Origin of the sequence: Streptomyces sp. NPDC005962 (assembly GCF_040629205.1) — a bacterium.
GTDB lineage: Bacteria > Actinomycetota > Actinomycetes > Streptomycetales > Streptomycetaceae > Streptomyces.
Genome location: NZ_JBEXVE010000009.1, coordinates 184299 through 205145 on the forward strand (window position 1 = coordinate 184299; position 20847 = coordinate 205145).

Annotated in this window: 13 protein-coding genes; 1 reads left to right on the forward strand and 12 read right to left on the reverse strand. The window is 71.7% G+C overall.

Annotated elements, in window-relative coordinates; translation table 11 throughout:
• Positions 1-14 precede the first annotated feature (14 nt).
• The 6 genes from ABZ370_RS17605 to ABZ370_RS17630 all read right to left on the reverse strand — a co-directional run bounded on the left by ABZ370_RS17605 (position 15) and on the right by ABZ370_RS17630 (position 10399).
• Positions 15-2249 (reverse strand): MMPL family transporter, encoded by a 2235-nt coding sequence (locus ABZ370_RS17605; protein ID WP_358621294.1) that lies wholly within the window; start codon positions 2247-2249, stop codon positions 15-17.
• Positions 2250-2410: 161 nt separating this feature from the next.
• On the reverse strand, positions 2411-4528 hold the full coding sequence (locus ABZ370_RS17610) for a phosphocholine-specific phospholipase C (protein ID WP_358621296.1): 2118 nt from the start codon (positions 4526-4528) through the stop codon (positions 2411-2413).
• A gap of 138 nt (positions 4529-4666) precedes the next feature.
• Positions 4667-6748 carry an ABC transporter ATP-binding protein gene (locus tag ABZ370_RS17615; RefSeq protein WP_358621299.1) on the reverse strand — a complete coding sequence of 694 codons (2082 nt, stop codon included), beginning with the start codon at positions 6746-6748 and terminating at the stop codon, positions 4667-4669.
• Complete coding sequence (locus tag ABZ370_RS17620) at positions 6748-7647, reverse strand: ABC transporter permease (RefSeq protein WP_358621597.1); 900 nt, start codon at positions 7645-7647, stop codon at positions 6748-6750. Before ABZ370_RS17620 ends, ABZ370_RS17615 begins: the two co-directional genes overlap by 1 nt.
• A 32-nt stretch (positions 7648-7679) precedes the next feature.
• Positions 7680-8630: an ABC transporter permease gene (locus tag ABZ370_RS17625; RefSeq protein WP_358621302.1), complete on the reverse strand. Its 951-nt coding sequence runs from the start codon at positions 8628-8630 to the stop codon at positions 7680-7682.
• On the reverse strand, positions 8627-10399 hold the full coding sequence (locus ABZ370_RS17630) for a peptide ABC transporter substrate-binding protein (protein WP_358621304.1): 1773 nt from the start codon (positions 10397-10399) through the stop codon (positions 8627-8629). Before ABZ370_RS17630 ends, ABZ370_RS17625 begins: the two co-directional genes overlap by 4 nt.
• 196 nt (positions 10400-10595) lie before the next feature.
• On the opposite strand from ABZ370_RS17630, the gene ABZ370_RS17635 reads away from it, so the two are divergent.
• Positions 10596-12080, forward strand: a complete 1485-nt coding sequence (locus tag ABZ370_RS17635) for a M81 family metallopeptidase (protein ID WP_358621306.1) — start codon at positions 10596-10598, stop codon at positions 12078-12080.
• 395 nt (positions 12081-12475) lie between these two features.
• Here the strand turns inward: ABZ370_RS17635 and gatB are convergent, their stop codons facing one another.
• The 6 genes from gatB to ligA form a co-directional block, all read right to left on the reverse strand.
• Complete coding sequence (gene gatB / locus ABZ370_RS17640) at positions 12476-13981, reverse strand: Asp-tRNA(Asn)/Glu-tRNA(Gln) amidotransferase subunit GatB (protein ID WP_358621309.1); 1506 nt, start codon at positions 13979-13981, stop codon at positions 12476-12478.
• Positions 13982-13995: 14 nt separating this feature from the next.
• Positions 13996-14235, reverse strand: a complete 240-nt coding sequence (locus tag ABZ370_RS17645; RefSeq protein WP_358621312.1) for a hypothetical protein — start codon at positions 14233-14235, stop codon at positions 13996-13998.
• On the reverse strand, positions 14232-15725 hold the full coding sequence (gene gatA, locus ABZ370_RS17650) for an Asp-tRNA(Asn)/Glu-tRNA(Gln) amidotransferase subunit GatA (protein ID WP_358621315.1): 1494 nt from the start codon (positions 15723-15725) through the stop codon (positions 14232-14234). Before gatA ends, ABZ370_RS17645 begins: the two co-directional genes overlap by 4 nt.
• Positions 15726-15730: 5 nt before the next feature.
• A complete protein-coding gene (gatC, locus tag ABZ370_RS17655; RefSeq protein WP_358621318.1) occupies positions 15731-16027 on the reverse strand; it encodes an Asp-tRNA(Asn)/Glu-tRNA(Gln) amidotransferase subunit GatC in 297 nt (98 codons plus the stop codon).
• Between the two features lie 206 nt (positions 16028-16233).
• Positions 16234-18327, reverse strand: coding sequence for a bifunctional diguanylate cyclase/phosphodiesterase (locus ABZ370_RS17660; RefSeq protein ID WP_358621320.1), 2094 nt, complete (start codon positions 18325-18327; stop codon positions 16234-16236).
• Positions 18328-18607: 280 nt separating this feature from the next.
• Complete coding sequence (gene ligA / locus ABZ370_RS17665; RefSeq protein WP_358621322.1) at positions 18608-20842, reverse strand: NAD-dependent DNA ligase LigA; 2235 nt, start codon at positions 20840-20842, stop codon at positions 18608-18610.
• Positions 20843-20847 lie beyond the last annotated feature (5 nt).

The following is a 20847-nucleotide window of genomic DNA, read 5'->3' on the forward strand; positions in this document are numbered from 1 at the left end:
TCGCAGCGCGCGCCTTACGGCACGGGCGTGCGGGCCGCCGCTTCCTCCGCGGGCTTGCGCGGTCCGGGCACGGGCAGCGGCCGCTGATCCGGGTCCGGGTCCGGCGCCTCGATGCTGATGCGCGGCAGCCTCCGGTCCAGCCAGCCCGGCAGCCACCAGTTGGCGCCGCCGAGCAGATGCATCAGGGCGGGGACCAGCAGCGTACGGAGGACGAAGGCGTCCAGGGCGACCGCGGCCGCCAGCCCGATACCGAACATGGCGATGATCCGGTCGCCGCTGAGCACGAACGCCGAGAAGACGGCGATCATGATGACGGCCGCGGAGTTGATGACCCGGCTGGTCTCGGCGAGACCCACCCGGACCGCGAGCCGGTTGTCGCGGGTGTGCTGCCACTCCTCGTACATCCGGCTGACCAGGAACACCTGATAGTCCATGGAGAGTCCGAAGAGCACCGACACCATGATCACTGGCAGGAACGGCTCGATCGGGCCCGCTCTGCCGAGCCCCAGCGGTTCGCTCCCCCACCCCCACTGGAAGACCGCGACGACGACACCGAAAGACGACGCGACGGCGGCCACATTCATGACCGCCGCCTTGACCGGGATGCCGATGCTGCGGAACGCGAGCAGCAGCAGCACACAGCCCAGCGCCACCACCACCCCGACGAACAGCGGCAGCTTGGAGATGATCACCGCCGCGAAGTCGTCATACCCGGCGGTCAGTCCGCCGACGTACACCCGCAGCGAGGTGCCCTCCTCGGCCTTCGGCAGCACCTCGGCGCGCAGGCGCTCCACGAGCCGTGAGGTGTCAGGCGACTGCGGGGCGGTGGTGGGCACGACGGTGATCACGCCGGTGTCGCCCCCGCCGCCGAGCTCCGCCGCGCTCACCGAGGCGACGCCCTCGGCGATGCGCAGGGTGGTGGTCAGCCGGGTGAAGGCCATCCGGTCCTCGGCGCCGTCGATGCTGCCGATGAGCGTCAGCGGTCCGTTGAAGCCGGGCCCGAACCCTTCCGCGAGCAGGTCGTACGCCTGCCTGGTGGTCGAGGTCTGGGGGTTGTTGCCCTGGTCGGAGGTGCCGAGCCGGAGCGAGAGGGTGGGCAGGGCGAGAGTCAGCATGACGGCGACGGCGACCGCGCCCAGCACCTTGGGGTGGCGTTCCACGAACGACGCCCAGCGGGTGGCGAGTCCGGGCACTGCCTGGGGCCGTGGCCCGTGCTCGGCCAGCCGTCGGCGTTCGCGGCGGCTCAGGGCTCTCCTCCCCATCAGCCCGAGCAGCGCGGGCAGCAGGGTGATGGAGGCGGCGACGGTGAGCGCGACCGTCAGCGCGGCGGCGACCGCGACGCCGTTGAGGAAGCTCAGCCGCAGCACCAGCATGCCGAGCAGGGCCAGGCATACCGTCGCGCCCGCGAAGATCACCGCGCGGCCCGAGGTGGTCACCGCGCGCTGTGCGGCCTCGGCGACCGGCAGCCCCTGCCGCAGACCCCGGCGGTGGCGGGTGACGATGAACAGCGCGTAGTCGATGCCGACGCCGAGCCCGATCAGCATGCCGAGCATGGGCGCGAAGTCGGCGACGGTCATGACGTGGCCGAGCAGCCCGATCGCCGCGTACGCGGTGCCGACGCCGACGAGCGCGGTGGCGATCGGCAGCAGGGCCGCCGCGAGCGAACCGAAGGCCAGGAAGAGGACGACGGCGGCCACGGCGACGCCGATGGCCTCGCTGAGATGGGCGGACCCGGCCGTCTCGGTGAGCCCGGCGCCCACGCCGCCCATCTCGATCCGCAGCCCGGGGGCGGCGGCGGAGCGCGCGGTGTCCAGGACCCGGCGCACCTCGTCCTTGCCCAGGTCGGCAGCGGGTTCGCGGAAGACGACGGTGGCGTAGGCGGTGTGCTGGTCGGCGCTGACGCGGCTGGTGTCGTCGGTGCCGTACGGGCCGGTGACGGAGACGACGCCGGGCAGTTCGGCGACGCGCCGCAGGGCCGCGCTCATCCGCTGCTCGACGTCCCCCGAGCGCACGGTTCCGGCGCGGTCGGCGGTGTGCCAGACGATGGTGTCGGTGTCCCCCGCCCGGTCCGGGAACCGCTGCGCCAGCAGCCGCGAGACCGTGGAGGATTCGGTGCCGGGGATGTCGTAGTTGTTCGAGTACGCGGAGCCGGTCACGGCCGCCGCGGCGGCGACCCCGGCGAAGGCGGCCAGCCAGAGCACGATCACGAGGGCACTGCGCCTGATACACCATCGTGCGAGTGCGGCCATGGCTGCTTTCCGGTCTGTGCACCGAGTGCGTCGTGATGTGCTCGTGATGTCCTCGTGACCAAAGCACTGTGTCAGCCGGAAGAGATCCTTTGTCCCCTTTGTGGGCTTCCCCACATCCGGAACCACCACATCCGGAACCAGCAGATCCGCCAGCCGTTCGGTCAGCCGCTGACCGAGGGGCGCCCGTTCTCGATGTGCCCGGTGAGACGGCGGTGGAAGGAGGAGTCGCCCTCGGCCGTCAGCACCAGGTCGTACCAGCCGTGGCCCTCCCGCGCCGAGAACTCCACGACCTTCGTCGAGCCCGCGCGCACGCTGACCGTCCGCTGCCGCGCGTCCGCGTCGGCCACATAGGCGCGCGGGCGCACGGTGAGCCCGATCGTGCGCTCCCCCTTGTTGGTGACGGTGAGCGTGAGCTGCCGTCGGCGGCCGTCGATGCCGCCGCGCACCCGCAGTCCGGCGGCGGCGCCCTCGGCCGTGCCCCGGAACTCGCGGCGGAAGCCGTTCGGCCCGGTGACGACGAAGTCGTAACGCCCGTCCCGCACCGGGACGTCCCAGGTGGACAGGGTCCCGGGCGCCAGGTCGCGGTGCTGGGGCGCCTCGTACTCGTCCGCGTACGGGAAGAGGATGGCGTGCGCGCCGCGCACCCCCGCGTTGGCCAGCGCCAGCCGCATCACCCCCGCCCCCGGCTCGAACACGCCGGACACCTCCGGCTGGTACGGCAGCGGGCGGGCCGGGCGCGTGCCCTCCTCCTGCAGCGGCATCCGCTGGTCGGCGGGCGGCTCCGGCGTCCAGTGGTCGCGGTCCGGCGGGGGCGGCCCCGGATGGGCGAGAGGCTGCGGGGCGGCGGCGCTGCCGAAGGCGAAGGCGCCGGTCAGATCGCCGCATACGCTCCGGCGCCAGGCGGAGACGTTCGGCACCTCGATGCCCAGCCACTTCTCCAGGAAGCGGGTGGCGGAGGTGTGGTCGAACAGCTCGGAGCAGACGTAGCCACCGACCGTCCACGGCGAGATCACCAGCATCGGCACCCGCATCCCCAGGCCCAGCGGCCGGTCCTGCCACCACTCCTCGGCCACGTCGGCGGGCGGGTTGGGCGGCACCACATGGTCGAAGAAGCCGTCGTTCTCGTCGTAGGTGAGGAAGACCGCCGTCTTGCGCCACACCTCGGGGTGGGCGGCGAGCGCGTCCAGGACCGCGTACGTCACGGTGGCGCTGTGCGCGGGGGTGGAGACATCGGGGTGCTCGGAGTCCAGCGGGGACGGCACCAGATACGACACCGCGGGCAGCCGCCCGGCCGCCACGTCGGCGCGGAACGCCTCCTCGAAGCCGCCCTCCGGGGCCCGGCGCAGGCCCCGCTCGAACAGCCGCCGCTCGTCGTCCGTCAGCTTGTCCAGGCCCGCTTCCAGACCGTCGAGAAGCCGCCGCCGCTCATCGCCGGACGCCTCCAGCACCTTGGTGTAGAACGCGTTCGTGCTGGTGAAGCCCAGCCCGGCCAGCGCCTTGCGGGCCACGTCCTTGAACGGCCGGTAGAACTCGATGTTGTTGTCCTGGAAGTTGTCCCACTCCTGGTAGACCTTCCAGCTCACCCCGGCGCGCTCCAGCACCTCGGCGGTGGTGGTCCAGTCGTAGCCGGGGTGGCTGTCCTCCTCGTACGCGTCGTTGCCGACCGCACGCCCTCCGCCCGGCCCCGGCTCGTAGCCGGTGGTGCCGCTGACCCAGTAGTTGCGGTTGGGGCTGGTGGAGGAGTGGATGGCGGAGTGGTACGCGTCGCAGATGGTGAACGTGTCGGCCAGCTCGTAGTGGAACGGGATGTCCGCACGGTCGAAGTGGACCATGGTGGCCGGGGACTTGGCGGCGATCCAGTTGTCCATCCAGCCGCCGTGCCAGGCCGCCGCGCCGCCGTCCCAGGAGTGGTCGAGCTGGCCCACGAAGCGGAGGTCCTCGCGCTGCGCCTCGGCGGCCTCGCGCGCCCCGAAGGGCAGCACATGGCCGCCGCCCGGCTTCGGCTGCGCGAAGACGCTCTGCCCGCCGGGCAGGGTGACGGCGTTGGGGTCGGCGTAGCCGCGGACGCCCCGGAGCGTGCCGAAGTAGTGATCGAAGGAACGGTTCTCCTGCATCAGCAGAACCACATGCTCGATGGCGTCGAGACCGCCGGGCGGCGGGGCCGGGTGCGCGGCGAGGGCGGCTTGGAGCGACGGCGGCAGCAGCGAACCCGCCGCGGCCGCGCCCGTCGCTCCGGCACCGAGTGCGACCAGCCTCCGGCGTGCGATGTCCGATGCCACCTGTCTCTCCCCTGTCCGTGAGCCTCCCTTCGGGACGCTAGTGAGGGCAGATGGCCGGTGAACGTCGGCGGCGTTACGGCATGACGGCCAAGATCAGTGGAAAGCCGGGGCCAGGAAGAAGCCAGGGAACAAGCGGGGTCAGGAAGAGGACGGGGTCAGGGGAAAGTGGCAGGCCACCGTGTGCCCCGGGGCGGCCGGTTCGGCGGGCAGCGGCTCCTCGCGCGCGCAGAGGTCCCGGGCGTGCGGGCAGCGGGTGCGGAACCGGCAGCCGGAGGGCGGATCGGCGGCCGACGGGGTCTCCCCGCCGAGTGGCGCGGCCGACGGCCGTACGCCCGGATCGGCATGGTCCGCCGTGTCCAGCAGCCCACGGGTGTACGGGTGGAGGGGCGAGGCGAACACGGTCGCGGCGGGCCCGGTTTCCACCAGCTTGCCCAGGTACATCACACCGACCCGGTCCGCGAGATACCGGACCACGGCGAGGTCGTGCGAGATGAACAGATACGCCATGCCCTTCTCGCGCTGCAACTCCCGCATCAGGTTGAGGATCTGCGCCTGTACCGAGACGTCCAGCGCGGAGACCGGTTCGTCCGCCACGACGAGCGACGGCGCGAGCGCGAGCGCCCGGGCCAGCCCGAGCCGCTGCCGCTGACCGCCGGAGAACTCATGCGGATAGCGGTCCACCGCGCCCCGCTCCAGACCCACGTCGTCCAGCAGCCGCGCGATCCGCGCGCGCTGCCCGGCCGGGTCCCCGATGCCCTGGATGACCAGCGGCTCGCGCAGGATCGCCGCCACCCGCATCCGCGGGTCCATCGAGGCGTACGAGTCCTGGAACATCAGCTGCACCTCGCGGCGGTGCGCCTTGCGGGCGCGCCGGTCCAGCGTGGCGGGGTCGCGCTCGCCGAACCGGACGGAACCGGCGGTCGGGGGCTCCATACCGACGACGAGCCTGCCGAGGGTGGATTTCCCGCAGCCGGACTCCCCCACGATCCCGAACGTCTCCCCCCTCCGCACGGAGAGCGACACCCCCGCCACCGCGCTCACCACCGCGCCCCGGCGGCGGGCGAACGGGCCGCCGCGCAGGGGATAGTCCTTGGTCAGGCCGGTGACCCGCAGCAGGACGTCATCGGTACGAACCGAGGCCGGGGCACGGACCGGAGCCGCCGGAACCACCTCGGCGACGGGATCGGCAAGAGCATCGGCATCGGCATGGGCATCGGCATCGGCCGCTACGGGATGGAAGCAGGCGAAGGCGTGCGCCTCGCGACGCGCGCCCCCGTCCGCCCCCTCCAGCGGCGGATCAGCCGTCTCGCACCGCTCGCTCGCGAACCCGCACCTCGGCGCGAACCGGCAGCCCGTGAGCCGGGCCGTGGGCGACGGCGGGAGGCCCGGGATCGTGGCCAGCGGCTGGGACGCGTCGGCGGCGCGTTCCGGGAGGGCGGCGAAGAGCGCCTGGGTGTAGCGGTGGCGCGGAGCGGCGAACAGGGCGCGCACACCGGCCCGTTCCACCGTCCGGCCCGCGTACATCACCGCCACCCGGTCCACCCGCCGGGCGATCACCCCGAGGTCGTGGGTCACCAGGATCAGCGCCATGCCCAGCCGCGCCCGCAACGCGTCGATCAGCTCCAGGATCTGGGCCTGCGTGGTGACGTCCAGCGCCGTCGTCGGCTCGTCGGCGATCAGCAGCCGGGGTTCGCAGATCAGCGCCATGGCGATGGCGACCCGCTGCCGCATACCGCCGCTGAGCTGGTGCGGATAGGTCCGCAGCCGCTCCCCGGGCTGCGGCAGGCCGACCAGCCGCAGCATCTCCTCGGCCCGCCGCCACGCCTCCGCCCGCGCCACGCCCTTGTGCAGCAGCAGCGGTTCGGCGACCTGGGCGCCGATGGTCATGGTGGGGTTGAGGGAGGTGAGCGGGTCCTGGAAGACCATGCCGATGGTGTTGCCGCGTACGCCCCGCAGCACCGGTTCGGGCGCGCATCCCAGGTCCGTACCGGCGAAGGTGAGGGAACCGCCGGTGATACGGGCTCCGCCCGGCAGCAGGCCCAGCACGCTCAGCGCGGTCATCGTCTTGCCGCAGCCGGACTCGCCGACGAGGCCCAGCGCCTCGCCCGGGGCGAGGTCGAGGGAGACCCCGTCGAGGGCGTGCGCGGTGCGGCGGCGGTCGCCGTCGCGGTCCGGGATCTCGACGTGGAGGTCGTCGACGCACAACAGGGAGTCGGTCATCAGCCGTTCCTCCCGAGCCGCTGGAGCCGCACGTCGAAGGCGTCCCGCAGGCCGTCGCCGATGAAGGTGAACGCGGCGACGACGAGCACGATCGCGATGCCGGGCGGGAAGATCAGCCACCAGTAGCCGACCTGGGTGTAGGTGATGCCGGTGCTGAGCATGGAGCCCCAGTCGGCGGCGGGCGGGGGGATGGACAGCCCGAGGAACGACAGATAGGCGACGTACAGGATCGCGTCGGCGATCTGGAACGTGGCGTTGACGATCACCGTGCCGATGGCGTTCGGCACGATGTGCCGGAAGACGGCCCGGGCACCGCCGCCGCCCATGAGCCGCATGGCGTGGACGTAGTCGCGGCCGCGCAGGGCCAGCGCCTCGCCGCGCAGGAGGCGGGCCGGGGACAGCCAGGCGACGGAGGCGATGATCAGGATCAGCACGGCTTTGCTCGGGGTGACGATCGTGGCCACGACGACCAGTAGGAACAGCGCCGGGATGGCGAGCGCGGCATCCGTGATCCGCATCATCACGGCATCCAGCCAGCCGCCGAAGTAACCCGCGACCGCGCCGTACACGGTGCCGATGAGGGTGGCCAACAGCCCCGCCGCGAGGCCGACCTCCAGGGAGGTCTGGCCGCCGGTCATCAACCGGCCCAGCATGTCGTAGCCGAGATCGGTGGTGCCGAGCGGATGGCCGGGGCTGCCGGGCGGGAGGTTGGCCCGGCTCAGGTCCGTGTGCACCTGGTCGGTGGGGCGGATCAGCGGGCCGAGGAAGCAGAACGCCATCAGCCCCACCAGCACCACCGCGCCGGTCAGGGCCGGTTTGTCGCGGGTGAAGACGGACAGCGCGCGGCGGGCGAGGCCGGGGGTGGCGGCCGCGGCGCTCACGGAGTCGCTTGCGTTCACGGAGTCGCTTGCGTTCACGGAGCCCGCGGCGGTCACGAGACGCTCCTGATCCGGGGGTCGAGGGCGGCGTACGCGATGTCGGTGAGCAGCGAGCCGAGGACGGTGGCGACGCCGACGAGGAGCGTCACCCCGAGCAGCACCGGGAAGTCCGAGCCCTGGGCCGCGTTCCAGAACAGCAGCCCCATCCCCGGGTAGTTGAACATCGACTCCACGACGAGCGCGCCGCTGAAGAGCGTCGGCAGGTAGAGGCCGAGGAGGCCCGCGAGCGGGATGAGCGCGTTGCGCAGCACGTGCCGGGCCATGATCCGGGCGTTGGACTGGCCCTTGGCGCGCGCGGTGCGGACGTAGTCCTCGCTCAGGTTGTCCAGCACCGCCGAGCGCGTGTAGCGGCTGAACGCGGCGACGATGCCGAGCGCCAGCGTGACCACCGGCAGCACCAGCGCGGACGGGGCGGACAGGATGCCGCCGACCGTGTCCGCCTGCGGGGCCTCGGCCGGGAAGAGCTGGAGCCGCTGGCTGAAGACGAGGATGAGGACGAGGCCGAGGAAGAAGACCGGCGTGGCGTACGCGAGGAACGCGACCCCGGTGAGCAGATGGTCGGCGATCCCGCCCCGGCGTACGGCCTGGAGGACGCCGAGCGGAACGGCGAGGACGGCCGCGAGCGCGATCGACAGCCCGGTCAGCACCAGGGTCTTGGGGAGCCGGTCGGCCAGCAGGGCGGTGACGGTCTGGTTGAGCTTGTACGACTCGCCGAGGTCGCCGGTGAGCAGTCGGCCCAGGTAGCGGACGTACTGGAGGGGAAGCGAGAGGTCGTAGCCCTGCTGGTGGTCGAAGTGCTCGACGGCCTGCGGGGTGGCCCGGGGGCCGAGGATCGCGCGGGCCGGGCCGCCGGGGAGCTGATGCAGCAGCACGAAGACGATGACGGAGACGAGGAGCAGGACGACGGCCGCCTGCGCGGTCCGCTGCGCCAGGAACCGGATCATCGGCGCCCCTTCGCGTCCTTGACGAAGTACCAGTCCTGGGGCGCCAGGGTGAGCGTCGGATTCTGGTCGATGCCGCGCAGGTCGTTGCGGATGACGGAGACCTGGTAGGCGGGGTTGGGGGTCCACAGGACGGGGACCTGCCGGGCGACGTACTCCCCGTAGCGCCGCATGGCGGCCGGATCGCCGGAGTACTCGGTGGCCTTGATCAGCTCATCGGCGCGCGGATCGGTCCAGTTGCCCATGTTGGAGGGGGCGCCGGTGGCGAAGAGCTGTTCCCCGCTGGGGGCGGGCGGGAAGTACCAGCTGCCCGCCGTGCCGAAGAACCCCAGCTCCCACGCCGAGCACAGCGGTTCGGTCCGCCGGCAGGGGACGGTCGTGCCGAGGACGGTGTTGAGCGGCTGCTGCCGGATGTCGAGGGCGATCCCGGCCCGGTCGTACGAGGACTTGATCTCCTGCATCTGGTTGGAGGTCTCGGTCGAGCCGGACTGGGACAGCAGCGACAGCTTCAGCCGCTGCCCCGCCCCGATCCCCCTCCCGCAGGCGTCCGGCCCCGCCCCGGGCCGTACGCACCGCAGCGCCCCGCCGCGCTCGCGCCAGCCGTGTGCGGCCAGCAGCCGCCGCGCCCTGGCCGGGTCGTACGGGTACGGGTCGCGGGCCAGCAGGCTGTCCGGGACCGGGCCGCGAGTGGGGGCGGCGGTGCCGTGCCAGACGACCCGGGCGAGGGAGCGCTGGTCGATCAGGTACTGGAGGGCCCGGCGCAGATAGGTCTGGCGCAGCAGCGGGCCCGCGGTGGGGTGGTTGAGGTTGAGGACGATGTACGTGATCGCCCAGCCCTCCCACGGGTCGACGCGATAGCCCAGCTCCTTGAACCGTCCGGCCTGGGCCATGACCGAGGGCGGGATGTAGCCGTAGTCGACGCCGCCGGAGCGCAGCACGTTGAATTCGGAGTCGGCGGTGGTGAACGGCTTGAAGACGACGCGGTCGAGGTGGGGTTTGTCGGGGCCGGTGTAATGGCGGTTGGGGACGAGCGAGACCTGACCGGAGGTGCTCCACCGGTCGATCGTCCAGGGTCCGGAGACGGTCTTCCACAGCGGATCGGTGGCGAACGCCGAGAGCCGTTTGGCGTGCCGGATCAGCCGGGCGAAGGCCTTCCGGGGGCTTTCGTTCCGCGGGTTCCACGCGTGGCGCGGCAGCGGGACGATGTTCTGGCCGAGCTGGTTGGCGGTGAACCAGGCGGGGTTGTACGCACGGACGAGCCGGAGCCGGAAGGTGCGGTCGTCGACCGTCTCGAACCGTTTGACGTTGTCGGGCAGGAGGCCGGGCGAATAGCCGCCCCACTCCTTCTTGTTGTCCTTGATCAGATCGAACCAGAACTTGACGTCTCCCGTGGTCACGGGGGTTCCGTCGGACCAGGTGTAGCCCCGCTTCAGGGTGACGGTCACGGTCGTGTCGCCGTCGCCGTAGCGGGGTGGCTCGGCGAGGTTGCGCGGGTTGTCCATGGTGAGCTTCCCGCCGCTGCGCACCGGCTGGTACAGCGGCGGATACAGCAGGCCCTGCAGGGCGCCGTTGTACGAGGCCAGATAGCCGGGGGCGCCGATCGGGAAGATCCAGTTGGGCCCGGCGGCGGGCGGCAGCGCCATGGTCGCCGTACCGCCCTCGACCCTGGTCCCGCCGGTCGCGCCGATGTCCGTGACCCGCCCGGAACCGGCCGAACAGCCGCCGGTCAGCAGGGCCGCGAGCAGGACGGGTATGACGGTGCGTCTGCTCAAGCGTCTGCGTATGCGTATGCCGGACAGCCCCATACCGCCTCCATGAGGTCAACGGGCTCTCTGGTACGTCTGGCGCGTCTGGTGCGACAACTTACGGATGGTAACCACCAAGGCCCGCCGTGACATCGTCTTCATTCGGCCAACGCACGCCGGCACACGCATAGGGTGAGCGCGGACCGACCGGAAGCGAGGCAGCATGGCACCCACCACCTCCCGAGGCCGCCGTCTGCGGATCGGCATCGGCGGCATGCACATCGAATCCAGCACCTTCAGCCCGCACCGCGCCGGATACGACGACTTCCGCGTCACCCGCGGCGCTGACCTGCTGGCCCGCTACGGCTGGACCCGGCCGGACGGCGACCTCGGCGGGCTCGTCGAATGGGTGCCGCTGGTGCACGCCGTCGCGCTTCCCGGCGGGCCCGTCGAGCCCGCCGTCTACGCCCGGCTCAAGGCCGAACTCACCGACCGTATCCGGGCGGCCGGTCCCCTCGACGGGCTGCTGTACGACATCCACGGCGCGATGAGTGTCGTCGGCATGGAGGACGCCGAGGCCGACCTCACCGACGCGGTACGCGACGCTCTCGGGCCCGACGCGCTGATCTCCGCCGCCATGGATCTCCACGGCAACGTCTCACGCCGCTTCGCCGATCGCCTCGACCTGCTCACCGCGCACCGGCTCGCCCCGCACGAGGACGCCTGGGAGACGCGTGAGCGCGCCGCCCGCAAGCTCGTCGAACGCCTCGCCTCCGGGAAGGGCCGCCCGCATGTCGCCTGGGTGCAGATCCCCGTGCTGCTGCCCGGCGAGAAGACCAGCACCCGGCTGGAGCCCGCCGCCTCGCTCTACGGGCGGCTGGCCGCCGTCGAGGCGCTCGACGGAGTCGTGGACGCGGCGATCTGGGTCGGTTACGCCTGGGCCGACGAGCCGCGCTGCCGGGCCACCGTGGTCGTCACCGGCGACGATCCCGCGCTCGTCGTCGACCAGGCGCGGTCGCTGGCCCGCGAGTACTGGGAGGTGCGCCGCGACTTCGCCTTCGTCGGCCCCACCGGCGGCGCCGACGAATGCGTCGCCGACGCCCTCGCCTCGCCCGAACGCCCCTTCCTCATCAGCGACTCCGGCGACAACCCGACGGCGGGCGGCGCCGGTGACCTCGCGTACATGCTGCGCCGCCTGCTCGCCCACGAGGAACTGGCCTCGGGCCGCGCCACCGCCCTCCACCCCGGCATCACCGATCCGGCGGCGGTCGCGCGGTGCCTCGCCGCGGGGCTCGGCGCGACGGTGTCCCTCCCGGTCGGCGGGCACATCAGCGGGCCCACGGCCCACGGTGGCCCGTACGACCTGGTCGGCGAGGTGGTCTCCGTGTGCCGGGACGACGAGGCGGGCGGGGATGTCGCGGCGGTGCGGTGCGGCGGGGTCACCGTGGTGCTGACCAGCCGCCGCAAGCCGTTCCATCGGCTGGCCGACTTCGGGTCGCTGGACCCGCGGACGTACGACTTGGTCGTGGTGAAGATCGGCTACCTGGAGCCGGAGCTGTACGAGATGGCGGCCGACTGGCGCCTCGCCCTGACGCCGGGCGGCGTCGATCAGGACCTTCTGCGGCTGGGCCACCACCGGGTCGAGCGCCCGCTGTACCCGTTCGACACGGAGATGTCCGAGCCGGACCTGACCCCCGTGCTGCTGTAGCCGGGGCGCCTGCGGCGCGGAGTCCCCCACCCCGCCCCTTCCCGAAACCGGGGGCAAGCCCCCGGCCCCCGTGGTGGGGGCTCCGCCCCCCACACCCCCGCTCCTCAAACGCCGGAGGGGCTAGGGGGTTGGAGCATCTCCCCCCGCCCCCGGTTGTGGGCAATCGTTCCGCCGGGGGGCACCTCCCAGCGGTAGCTGGGGGAGGAACGGGTGGGCACAACCCGGCCACCGGCCCGCACCCGGCAACGAGACCCGCGGGGCCCGCAGCGCACCCCGCACACCCACCGGCCCGCATCCGGAAACGAAACCCGCAGCCGCGCACCACACCCCGCAAACACACCGGCGGCGGGGCGCACCCACGCACCCCGCCGCCGGACCGCACCCAGCGGAAACCGCTAGCCCTCGACGCCCAGCCTCTGCAGGATCAGCTCGCGCACGCGCGCCGCGTCCGCCTGGCCGCGGGTGGCCTTCATGACGGCCCCGACCAAGGCACCGGCCGCCGCGACCTTGCCCCCACGGATCTTGTCCGCGATAGCGGCATTGGCGGCGATCGCCTCGTCCACCGCCGTACCCAGCGCGCCCTCGTCGGAGACGACCTTCAGGCCGCGCGCGGCGACAACCGCGTCCGGGTCGCCCTCACCGGCCAGCACGCCCTCGATCGTCTGACGGGCCAGCTTGTCGTTGAGGGAGCCCTCCTCGACCAGGGCGCACACCCGGGCGACCTGGGCCGGGGTGATGGGGAGGGCGGCCAGCTCGGTGCCCTCCTCGTTGGCGCGGCGGGCCAGCTCGCCCATCCACCACTTGCGCGCGGCACCCGCATCCGCGCCCGCGTCGATCGTCGCGGTGATCAGATCGATCGCACCCGCGTTGAGGACGGACTGCATCTCGTGGTGCGAGATGCCCCAGTCCTCCCGCAGCCGGGTCCGCCGCACCCGCGGCAGCTCCGGCAGCGTGCCGCGCAGCTCCTCGACCCACTCGCGCGAGGGCGCGACGGGCACGAGGTCCGGCTCGGGGAAGTACCGGTAGTCCTCGGCCTCTTCCTTGATCCGGCCGGACGTCGTGGAGCCGTCCTCCTCGTGGAAGTGACGGGTCTCCTGGATGATCGTCCCGCCGTCGCCGAGCACCGCCGCGTGCCGCTGGATCTCGAAGCGGGCGGCCCGCTCGACGGACCGCAGCGAGTTGACGTTCTTCGTCTCGGAGCGGGTGCCGAACTTGTCGGCACCGTGCGGCCGCAGCGACAGGTTCACGTCGCACCGCATCTGGCCCATTTCCATACGCGCGTCGGAGACCCCGAGCGCTTTGATGAGCTCGCGCAGCTCGGCGACGTACGCCCGCGCGATCTCGGGGGCCCGCTCCCCCGCCCCGACGATCGGCTTGGTGACGATCTCGATGAGCGGAATCCCGGCCCGGTTGTAGTCCAGGAGGGAGTGCGAGGCGCCGTGGATACGGCCCGTCGCGCCGCCCACGTGGGTGGACTTGCCGGTGTCCTCCTCCATGTGGGCGCGCTCGATCTCGACGCGGAAGATCTCGCCGTCGACCTCGACGTCCAGGTAGCCGTTGAAGGCGATCGGCTCGTCGTACTGCGAGGTCTGGAAGTTCTTCGGCATGTCCGGATAGAAGTAGTTCTTCCGGGCGAAGCGGCACCATTCGGCGATCTCGCAGTTCAGCGCGAGACCGATCTTGATGGCGGACTCGACGCCGATCGCGTTGACGACGGGCAGCGAGCCGGGCAGGCCGAGGCAGGTGGGGCAGGTCTGCGCGTTGGCGTCGGCGCCCAGCGTCGTCGAACACCCGCAGAACATCTTGGTCTTGGTGCCGAGCTCGACATGGACCTCGAGCCCCATCACGGGGTCGTAGGCGGCCAGGGCGTCCTCGTACGACACCAGTTCAGTGACGGTCACGGAAAACTAACCTCTCAACCCGCGAGGACGTCGTCGTCGCCCATGCGCTTGAGCTCGCGGACGAGCAGGGCGACGCCGGTGGCGATGGCGGCGGCGGAGACCACCGCGTCGGCCAGCTGCAGCTTGTCGTTCTCGAAGCGGGCCTTCTTGGCCTGCTTGAACACGCTGACCGCGCCGAACAGCGAGGTCGCGATGGTCAGATAGGTGCCGGGCTTGGACTTCTTGAAGCCCTTGGCCTTCTTGATCGCACTCATAGCGACGGTGCCTCCTCGATCAGCGGGTGGCCCCACCGCTCGGTGAGCGCGGCCTCGACCGCGGCACCGACCCGGTAGAGCCGGTCGTCGGCCATGGCGGGAGCGATGATCTGCAGTCCGACCGGCAGACCGTCCTCCGGCGCCAGACCGCAGGGCAGTGACATGGCCGCGTTCCCCGCCAGGTTCGAAGGAATCGTGCACAGGTCGGCGAGGTACATCGCCATCGGGTCGTCGGCGCGCTCGCCGATCGGGAAGGCGGTGGTCGGCGTGGTCGGCGAGATCAACACGTCGACCTGCTCGAACGCCTTCTCGAAGTCCTGGGTGATCAGGGTGCGGACCTTCTGCGCCGAGCCGTAGTACGCGTCGTAGTAGCCGGAGCTGAGCGCGTACGTGCCGAGCATGATCCGGCGCTTGACCTCCGCGCCGAAGCCCTCCGCACGGGTGAGCGCGGTGACCTCCTCGGCGGACTTGGTGCCGTCGTCGCCCGCCCGCAGCCCGTAGCGCATGGCGTCGAAGCGGGCCAGGTTGGACGAGCACTCCGACGGCGCGATCAGGTAGTACGCGGCCAGGGCCTTGTCGAAGGACGGACAGGAGATCTCGACGATCTCGGCGCCCAGCTCGCGCAGCAGCTCCACCGACTCGGCGAAGCGCTGCATGACACCGGCCTGGTAGCCCTCGCCCGCGAACTCCTTGACCACGCCGACGCGCATGCCGCGCACGCTGCCGTTGCGGGCGGCCTCGACGACCGCCGGAACCGGAGCGTCGATCGAGGTCGAGTCGAGCGGATCGTGCCCGGCGATCACCTCGTGCAGCAGGGCCGCGTCCAGCACGGTACGGGCGCAGGGGCCGCCCTGGTCCAGCGAGGACGAGAACGCGACCATGCCGTACCGGGAGACCCCCCCGTACGTCGGCTTGACGCCGACCGTGCCGGTGACGGCGGCGGGCTGGCGGATGGAGCCGCCGGTGTCGGTGCCGATGGCCAGCGGCGCCTGGAAGGACGCGAGGGAGGCGGAGGAGCCGCCTCCGGAGCCGCCGGGGATGCGGGTGAGGTCCCACGGGTTGCCGGTGGGCCCGTACGCGCTGTTCTCGGTCGAGGACCCCATGGCGAACTCGTCCATGTTGGTCTTGCCGAGGACGATCACGTCCGCGTCCCGCAGCCGCTGGGTCACGGTCGCGTCGTACGGCGGAATCCACCCTTCGAGGATCTTGGAACCGACGGTGGTCGGAATCCCCTTGGTGGTGAAGATGTCCTTGAGCGCGAGCGGAACCCCGGCCAGCGGGCCCAGTTCCTCGCCGCGCGCCCGCTTCTCGTCGACGGCGCGGGCTTGCGCGAGCGCGCCCTCGCGGTCCACGTGCAGGAAGGCGTGCACCTTCTCGTCGACGGCCTCGATACGGGCCAGATGGGCTTCGGTGACCTCGACGGCGGTGAGCTCGCCGGAAGCGACCTTGGCGGCGATCTCCGCCGCGGTGAGCCTGATCAAGTCAGTCATGCGGGTCAGTCCTCCCCCAGGATCTGCGGCACCTTGAAACGCTGCTGCTCCTGGGCCGGGGCGCCGGAGAGCGCCTCCTGCGGGGTCAGCGACGGACGGACCTCGTCCGGCCGCATGACGTTGGTCAGGGGCAGCGGGTGGGAGGTCGGCGGTACGTCTTGGTCGGCGACCTCGGAGACGCGGGCCACCGCGCCGATGATGTCGTCCAGCTGTCCGGCGAAGTGGTCTAGCTCTTCCGCCTTCAGCTCCAGACGCGCCAGCCGTGCGAGGTGGGCGACCTCCTCGCGCGTGATGCCAGGCATGCAGCGATCCTCAGGGTGAGTGTGAAGTGTTTTCCGGCCCCAATCCTATGGCGCCGCCACCACGAGGCGCGAAACGCTTTGACGCATACGCGTTGTGGGCATCGTTCCGCCGGGGGCACCTCCCAGCGGTAGCTGGGGGCGGGACGGGTGGGCACAACCCACCCACCGGCCCGCACCCGGCCCCGAAACCCCAAGGGGCACGGGCCCTACGTCACCGGCTGATCCGCGTCCTTCTCCTCGGGAGCGGGCGTCCGCTCCTCGCGGTGCCACCCGCTCTCCCCCCGCGCCCGCAGCCACGCCGTCGCCTCGTCCGGCGGCATCGCGGCCGCCACCAGCCACCCCTGCACCGCGTCACAGCCCAGATCCCGCAGCCGCTCCCACGTCTCGTCGTCCTCGACACCCTCCGCGACGACGAGCAGCCCCAGCGAATGCGCGAGATCGACCGTGCAGCGCACGATCTCCGCGTCCTCGTTGTCCACGGCGAGCCGGGCCACGAACGAGCGGTCGATCTTCAGCTCGCTCACCGGCAGCCGCCGCAGATGGACCAGCGACGAATACCCGGTGCCGAAGTCGTCCAGGGACATCTTCACCCCGTGCCCGGTCAGCCCGGCGAGGGTGTCGGCGGCCCGCTGCGGGTCCTCCAGCAGCACGTGCTCCGTTATCTCCAGCTGGAGCGCCCCGGCCGGGACCCCGTGCCGGGCGAGACGCCCGGCGACGGCTCCGGCGAAGCCGGGGGTGTGCACATCGCGCGGCGAGACGTTGACGGCGACCGGCACCATCAGGCCGTCGGCGCGCCAGCGCGCGACCTGGCCGAGCGCGGTCTCCAGGACGTACTCGGTCAGCCGGGGCATCAGCCCGGAGCTCTCGGCCATGGAGATGAACTCGTCCGGCGGCACCTTCCCCCGCTCCGGGTGCACCCAGCGGACCAGCGCCTCAAGACCGGCGACATGTCCGTCGAAGCCGACCTTGGGCTGGTAGTGCAGCTCGACGTCGCCCGCGTCCAGCGCGCGCCGCAGATCGCCCAGCAGGCCGAGCCGGTCGGGGGTGTTGCCGTCGCGCCGCGCCTCGTACAGCTCGACGCCGCTGCGGTCCCGCTTCGCCTGGTACATGGCCACGTCGGCGCGGCGCAGCAGCCCCTCGGCGTCGAGCGCGTGGTCGGGGTAGACGGCGACCCCGGCGCTGGCCTCCAGCACCAGGGTCAGCCCGTCCAGGTCGAGCGGGTTGCCGAGGTCGCCGACCAGGACGCGGGCGCTGCGCTGGGCGCTGGTGAGCGAGTCGGTGGTGGGCAGCAGGACGGCGAACTCGTCGCCGCCGAGCCGTGCCACCTCGGCCCCTCGGGGCAGCGCCAGCCGCAGCCGCTCGGCGATCTGGAGCAGCAGCCGGTCTCCCGCGAGGTGGCCGAGGGTGTCGTTGACCGAGCGGAAGCGGTCGAGGTCCAGCAGGACGAGCGCGGTGCGGGCTCCGGCCCGCTCGGCCTCGTCCAGCGCGGTCCAGGTGCGCTCCAGCAGCCACTGGCGGTTGGGCAGCCCGGTGAGCGGGTCGCGCAGCTGCTCCTCGGCGCGCACCCGGGCGATCCACAGCGTGGAGTCGAGGGCGACCAGCGGCACGGCGAACAGCGGGAGCAGCAGCGGGGTGTCCCCGGCGACGACGACGATGAGCGGGGCGATGCCGAGGAGCGCGAGGCCGACGAGGGCCTGCCGGAAGAGGGCGGTGCGGGCGACGGTGGGCAGGCCGGCGCCGGGCGGCGCGAGGGAGTACCACAGCAGGGAGCGGGTCACCGCGAGGTAGACGAAGGCGGCCAGGACCGTCTGGGGGATGGCGGAGACGTGCCAGGTGTCGGTGTGCCAGGGCTCTTCGACGGACGGCGTGGTGCCGAAGGCGGCGAGGGTGAGGGCGGCCGCGCCGACGCCGAGGATGTCGACCGCGCCGTGCAGGGCGGCCTGCCGCCAGCGGTGCCGCCGGGCGGCGCCGACCAGGACCACGACGGCGAGGCTGACGAGCATCGCGGGCATCCAGCCGTACAGCAGGAGCGCGGCCAGGGTTAACGCCGCGCCCGAGCCGGTGCCGCCCCACCAGCGGTCCCGGCCGAGGGCGACGAGATGGCCGACGATGATTCCGGTGAGGACCGCGAGCGACCAGCCCACGGTGCCGTCGGGAAAGAGCGCATGGCCCGCGTCGAGCACTCGGAATACTCCGATGCCGAGTGCGAAAGCGGCCATGGCGACCGCGGCGGCGGGCAGTGCGGGCAGGACAACCCGGCGAAGCCGCGACGCCGGTGCGGCGCTTTCGGTCGGTTTCATACCCGTCCCTCTCACAGCCGGCGGTGCCAGCGCCACGGCAGGCGCACACCTCAACAGTAGGCCGCAGAAGGGCATGGCGGGCGGCGATCGGCAGCGGTTGCCCGAATGCCGCCCGACGATCCATAGCCTTCTGGTATGCGCTGTAAGGGTGATGCCCGCTGGCTGTGCCCGGGAAGTGCTCCCAGTCGTATTCCGGCCAGCTTTACGGCGCTCCGGCACCGAAGATGGCCGGACTACTGCGCCGGACGGGTGTCCGGACTACTCCTCGTGAGCGACTTGACTACTCCTCGGACTCCTCCTTGGTCTTCTCCTTGGTCTCCTCTTCGGACTCCTCCGGAGGTGTGACGGCGACCTCGCGTGCGGCGTCGGGGCCCTGTTCGAGGAGGACGGCAAATCCGTCGTCATCGAGCACGGGCACCTTCAACTGCATGGCCTTGTCGTACTTCGAACCGGGATTGTCGCCGACGACCACGAAATCGGTCTTTTTCGAAACAGAGCCAGTGACTTTCGCACCACGGTTCTGCAGCGCCTCCTTGGCACCGTCCCGGGTGTGCGATTCCAGGGTGCCCGTGACCACCACGGTCATCCCCTTGAGCGGCAGCGGGCCCGCGTCCTCCGCCGCTTCCTCCTCCAGGCGCACTCCGGCGCGCCGCCACTTCTCCACGATCTCGCGGTGCCAGTCCACGGCGAACCACTCCTTCACCGAGGTGGCGATGATTCCGCCGACGCCCTCGGTGGCCGCCAGCTCCTCCTCACCGGCCTCGGCGATCCGGTCCAGCGAGCGGAATTCCCGGGCCAGCGCGGTGGCCGCGACCGGGCCGACATGACGGATCGAAAGGCCGGTGATGATCCGGGCCAGCGGGCGCTGCTTGGCGGCCTCGATATTGGCCAGCATCGCCAGGGCGTTCTTCTTCGCCTCGCCCTTCTGGGTGGCGAAGAAGGTGACGACCTTCTCCTCGCCCGTCTCCGGATCGCGCTTGGGCAGCCCGCTGTCCGAGTCCAGTACATACGAGCGGATGGGCAACAGTTGTTCGATCTTCAGGTCGAACAGATCGCCCTCGTCCCGCAGCGGCGGCTCGGCGGGTTCCAGCGGCTGGGTGAGGGCGGCCGCGGCGACATATCCGAGGTTCTCGATGTCCAGGGATTTCCGCCCCGCGAGATAGAAAATCCGCTCGCGCAGCTGCGCCGGGCAGGACCGGCTGTTGGGACACCGCAGATCGACATCGCCCTCCTTGGCAGGCTGCAGCGCCGTCCCGCACTCCGGGCACGCGGCGGGCATCACGAATTCACGCTCGCTGCCGTCCCGCAGATCGGCGACCGGACCCAGGATCTCCGGAATGACATCGCCCGCTTTTCGCAGCACCACGGTGTCACCGATCAGCACACCTTTGGCCTTGACTACGTCCTGGTTGTGCAGTGTCGCGAATTCGACCTCCGAGCCCGCGACTGTGATCGGTTCAACCACCGCATAAGGCGTCACCCGCCCCGTGCGCCCCACGCCCACCCGGATGTCGACCAGCTTGGTGTTGACCTCCTCGGGCGGGAACTTCCAGGCGATCGCCCAGCGCGGCGCCCGCGAGGTGGAGCCGAGCCGCCCCTGCAGCGAGATCTCGTCCAGCTTGACGACCGCGCCGTCGATCTCGTGCTCCACCGAATGGCGGTGCTCGCTGACCCCGTAGTGCGCGATGAACTCGCGCACGCTCTCGATCGTGTCCACCACTTGGAAGTGGGCGGCGGTCGGCAGCCCCCACTCGTGCAGCAGCTCGTAGGCCTGCGACAGCCGCTCGATGGCGAAGCCGTCGCGCGCGCCGATCCCGTGGACCACCATGTCCAGCGGACGGCTCGCGGTGATCTTCGGGTCCTTCTGGCGCAGCGAACCCGCCGCCGCGTTCCTCGGGTTGGCGAACGGCGGCTTCTCCGCCTCCACCAGCCGCGCGTTCAGCTCCTCGAACGCCTTCCGGGGCAGGAAGACCTCGCCGCGCACCTCCACCAGCGCCGGGACGCGGTCGCCCGTCAGCCGGTTGGGGATCTTGGCGATGGTGCGCACGTTGGGCGTGATGTCCTCGCCGGTGCGCCCGTCGCCACGGGTCGCGGCGCGGGTCAGCCGCCCGTGCTCATAGGTGAGGTTGACCGCGAGGCCGTCCACCTTCAGCTCGCACAGGAAGTGGTACGCGCCGGTGCCCAGCTCCTTGGCGATGCGGTCGGCCCACGCCCCCAGCTCGTCATCGTCGAACGCGTTGTCCAGGCTGAGCATCCGCTCGCGGTGCTCGACCTCGGTGAACTCCGTCTCGTACGCCCCCGCCACCTTCTGGGTGGGCGAATCGGGGGTCCGCAGCTCGGCGTGCTCCTCCTCCAGCGCCTCCAGCCTGCGCAGGAGCCTGTCGAACTCCGCGTCGCTGACGATCGGGGAGTCCTTCACGTAGTACCGGAAGCGGTGCTCCTCGACCTGCTCAGCGAGCTTGGCGTGCTCATCCCGTGCCTCTGCGGGCACTGTCGACTGCTGTTCGCCGGCCACCGTGT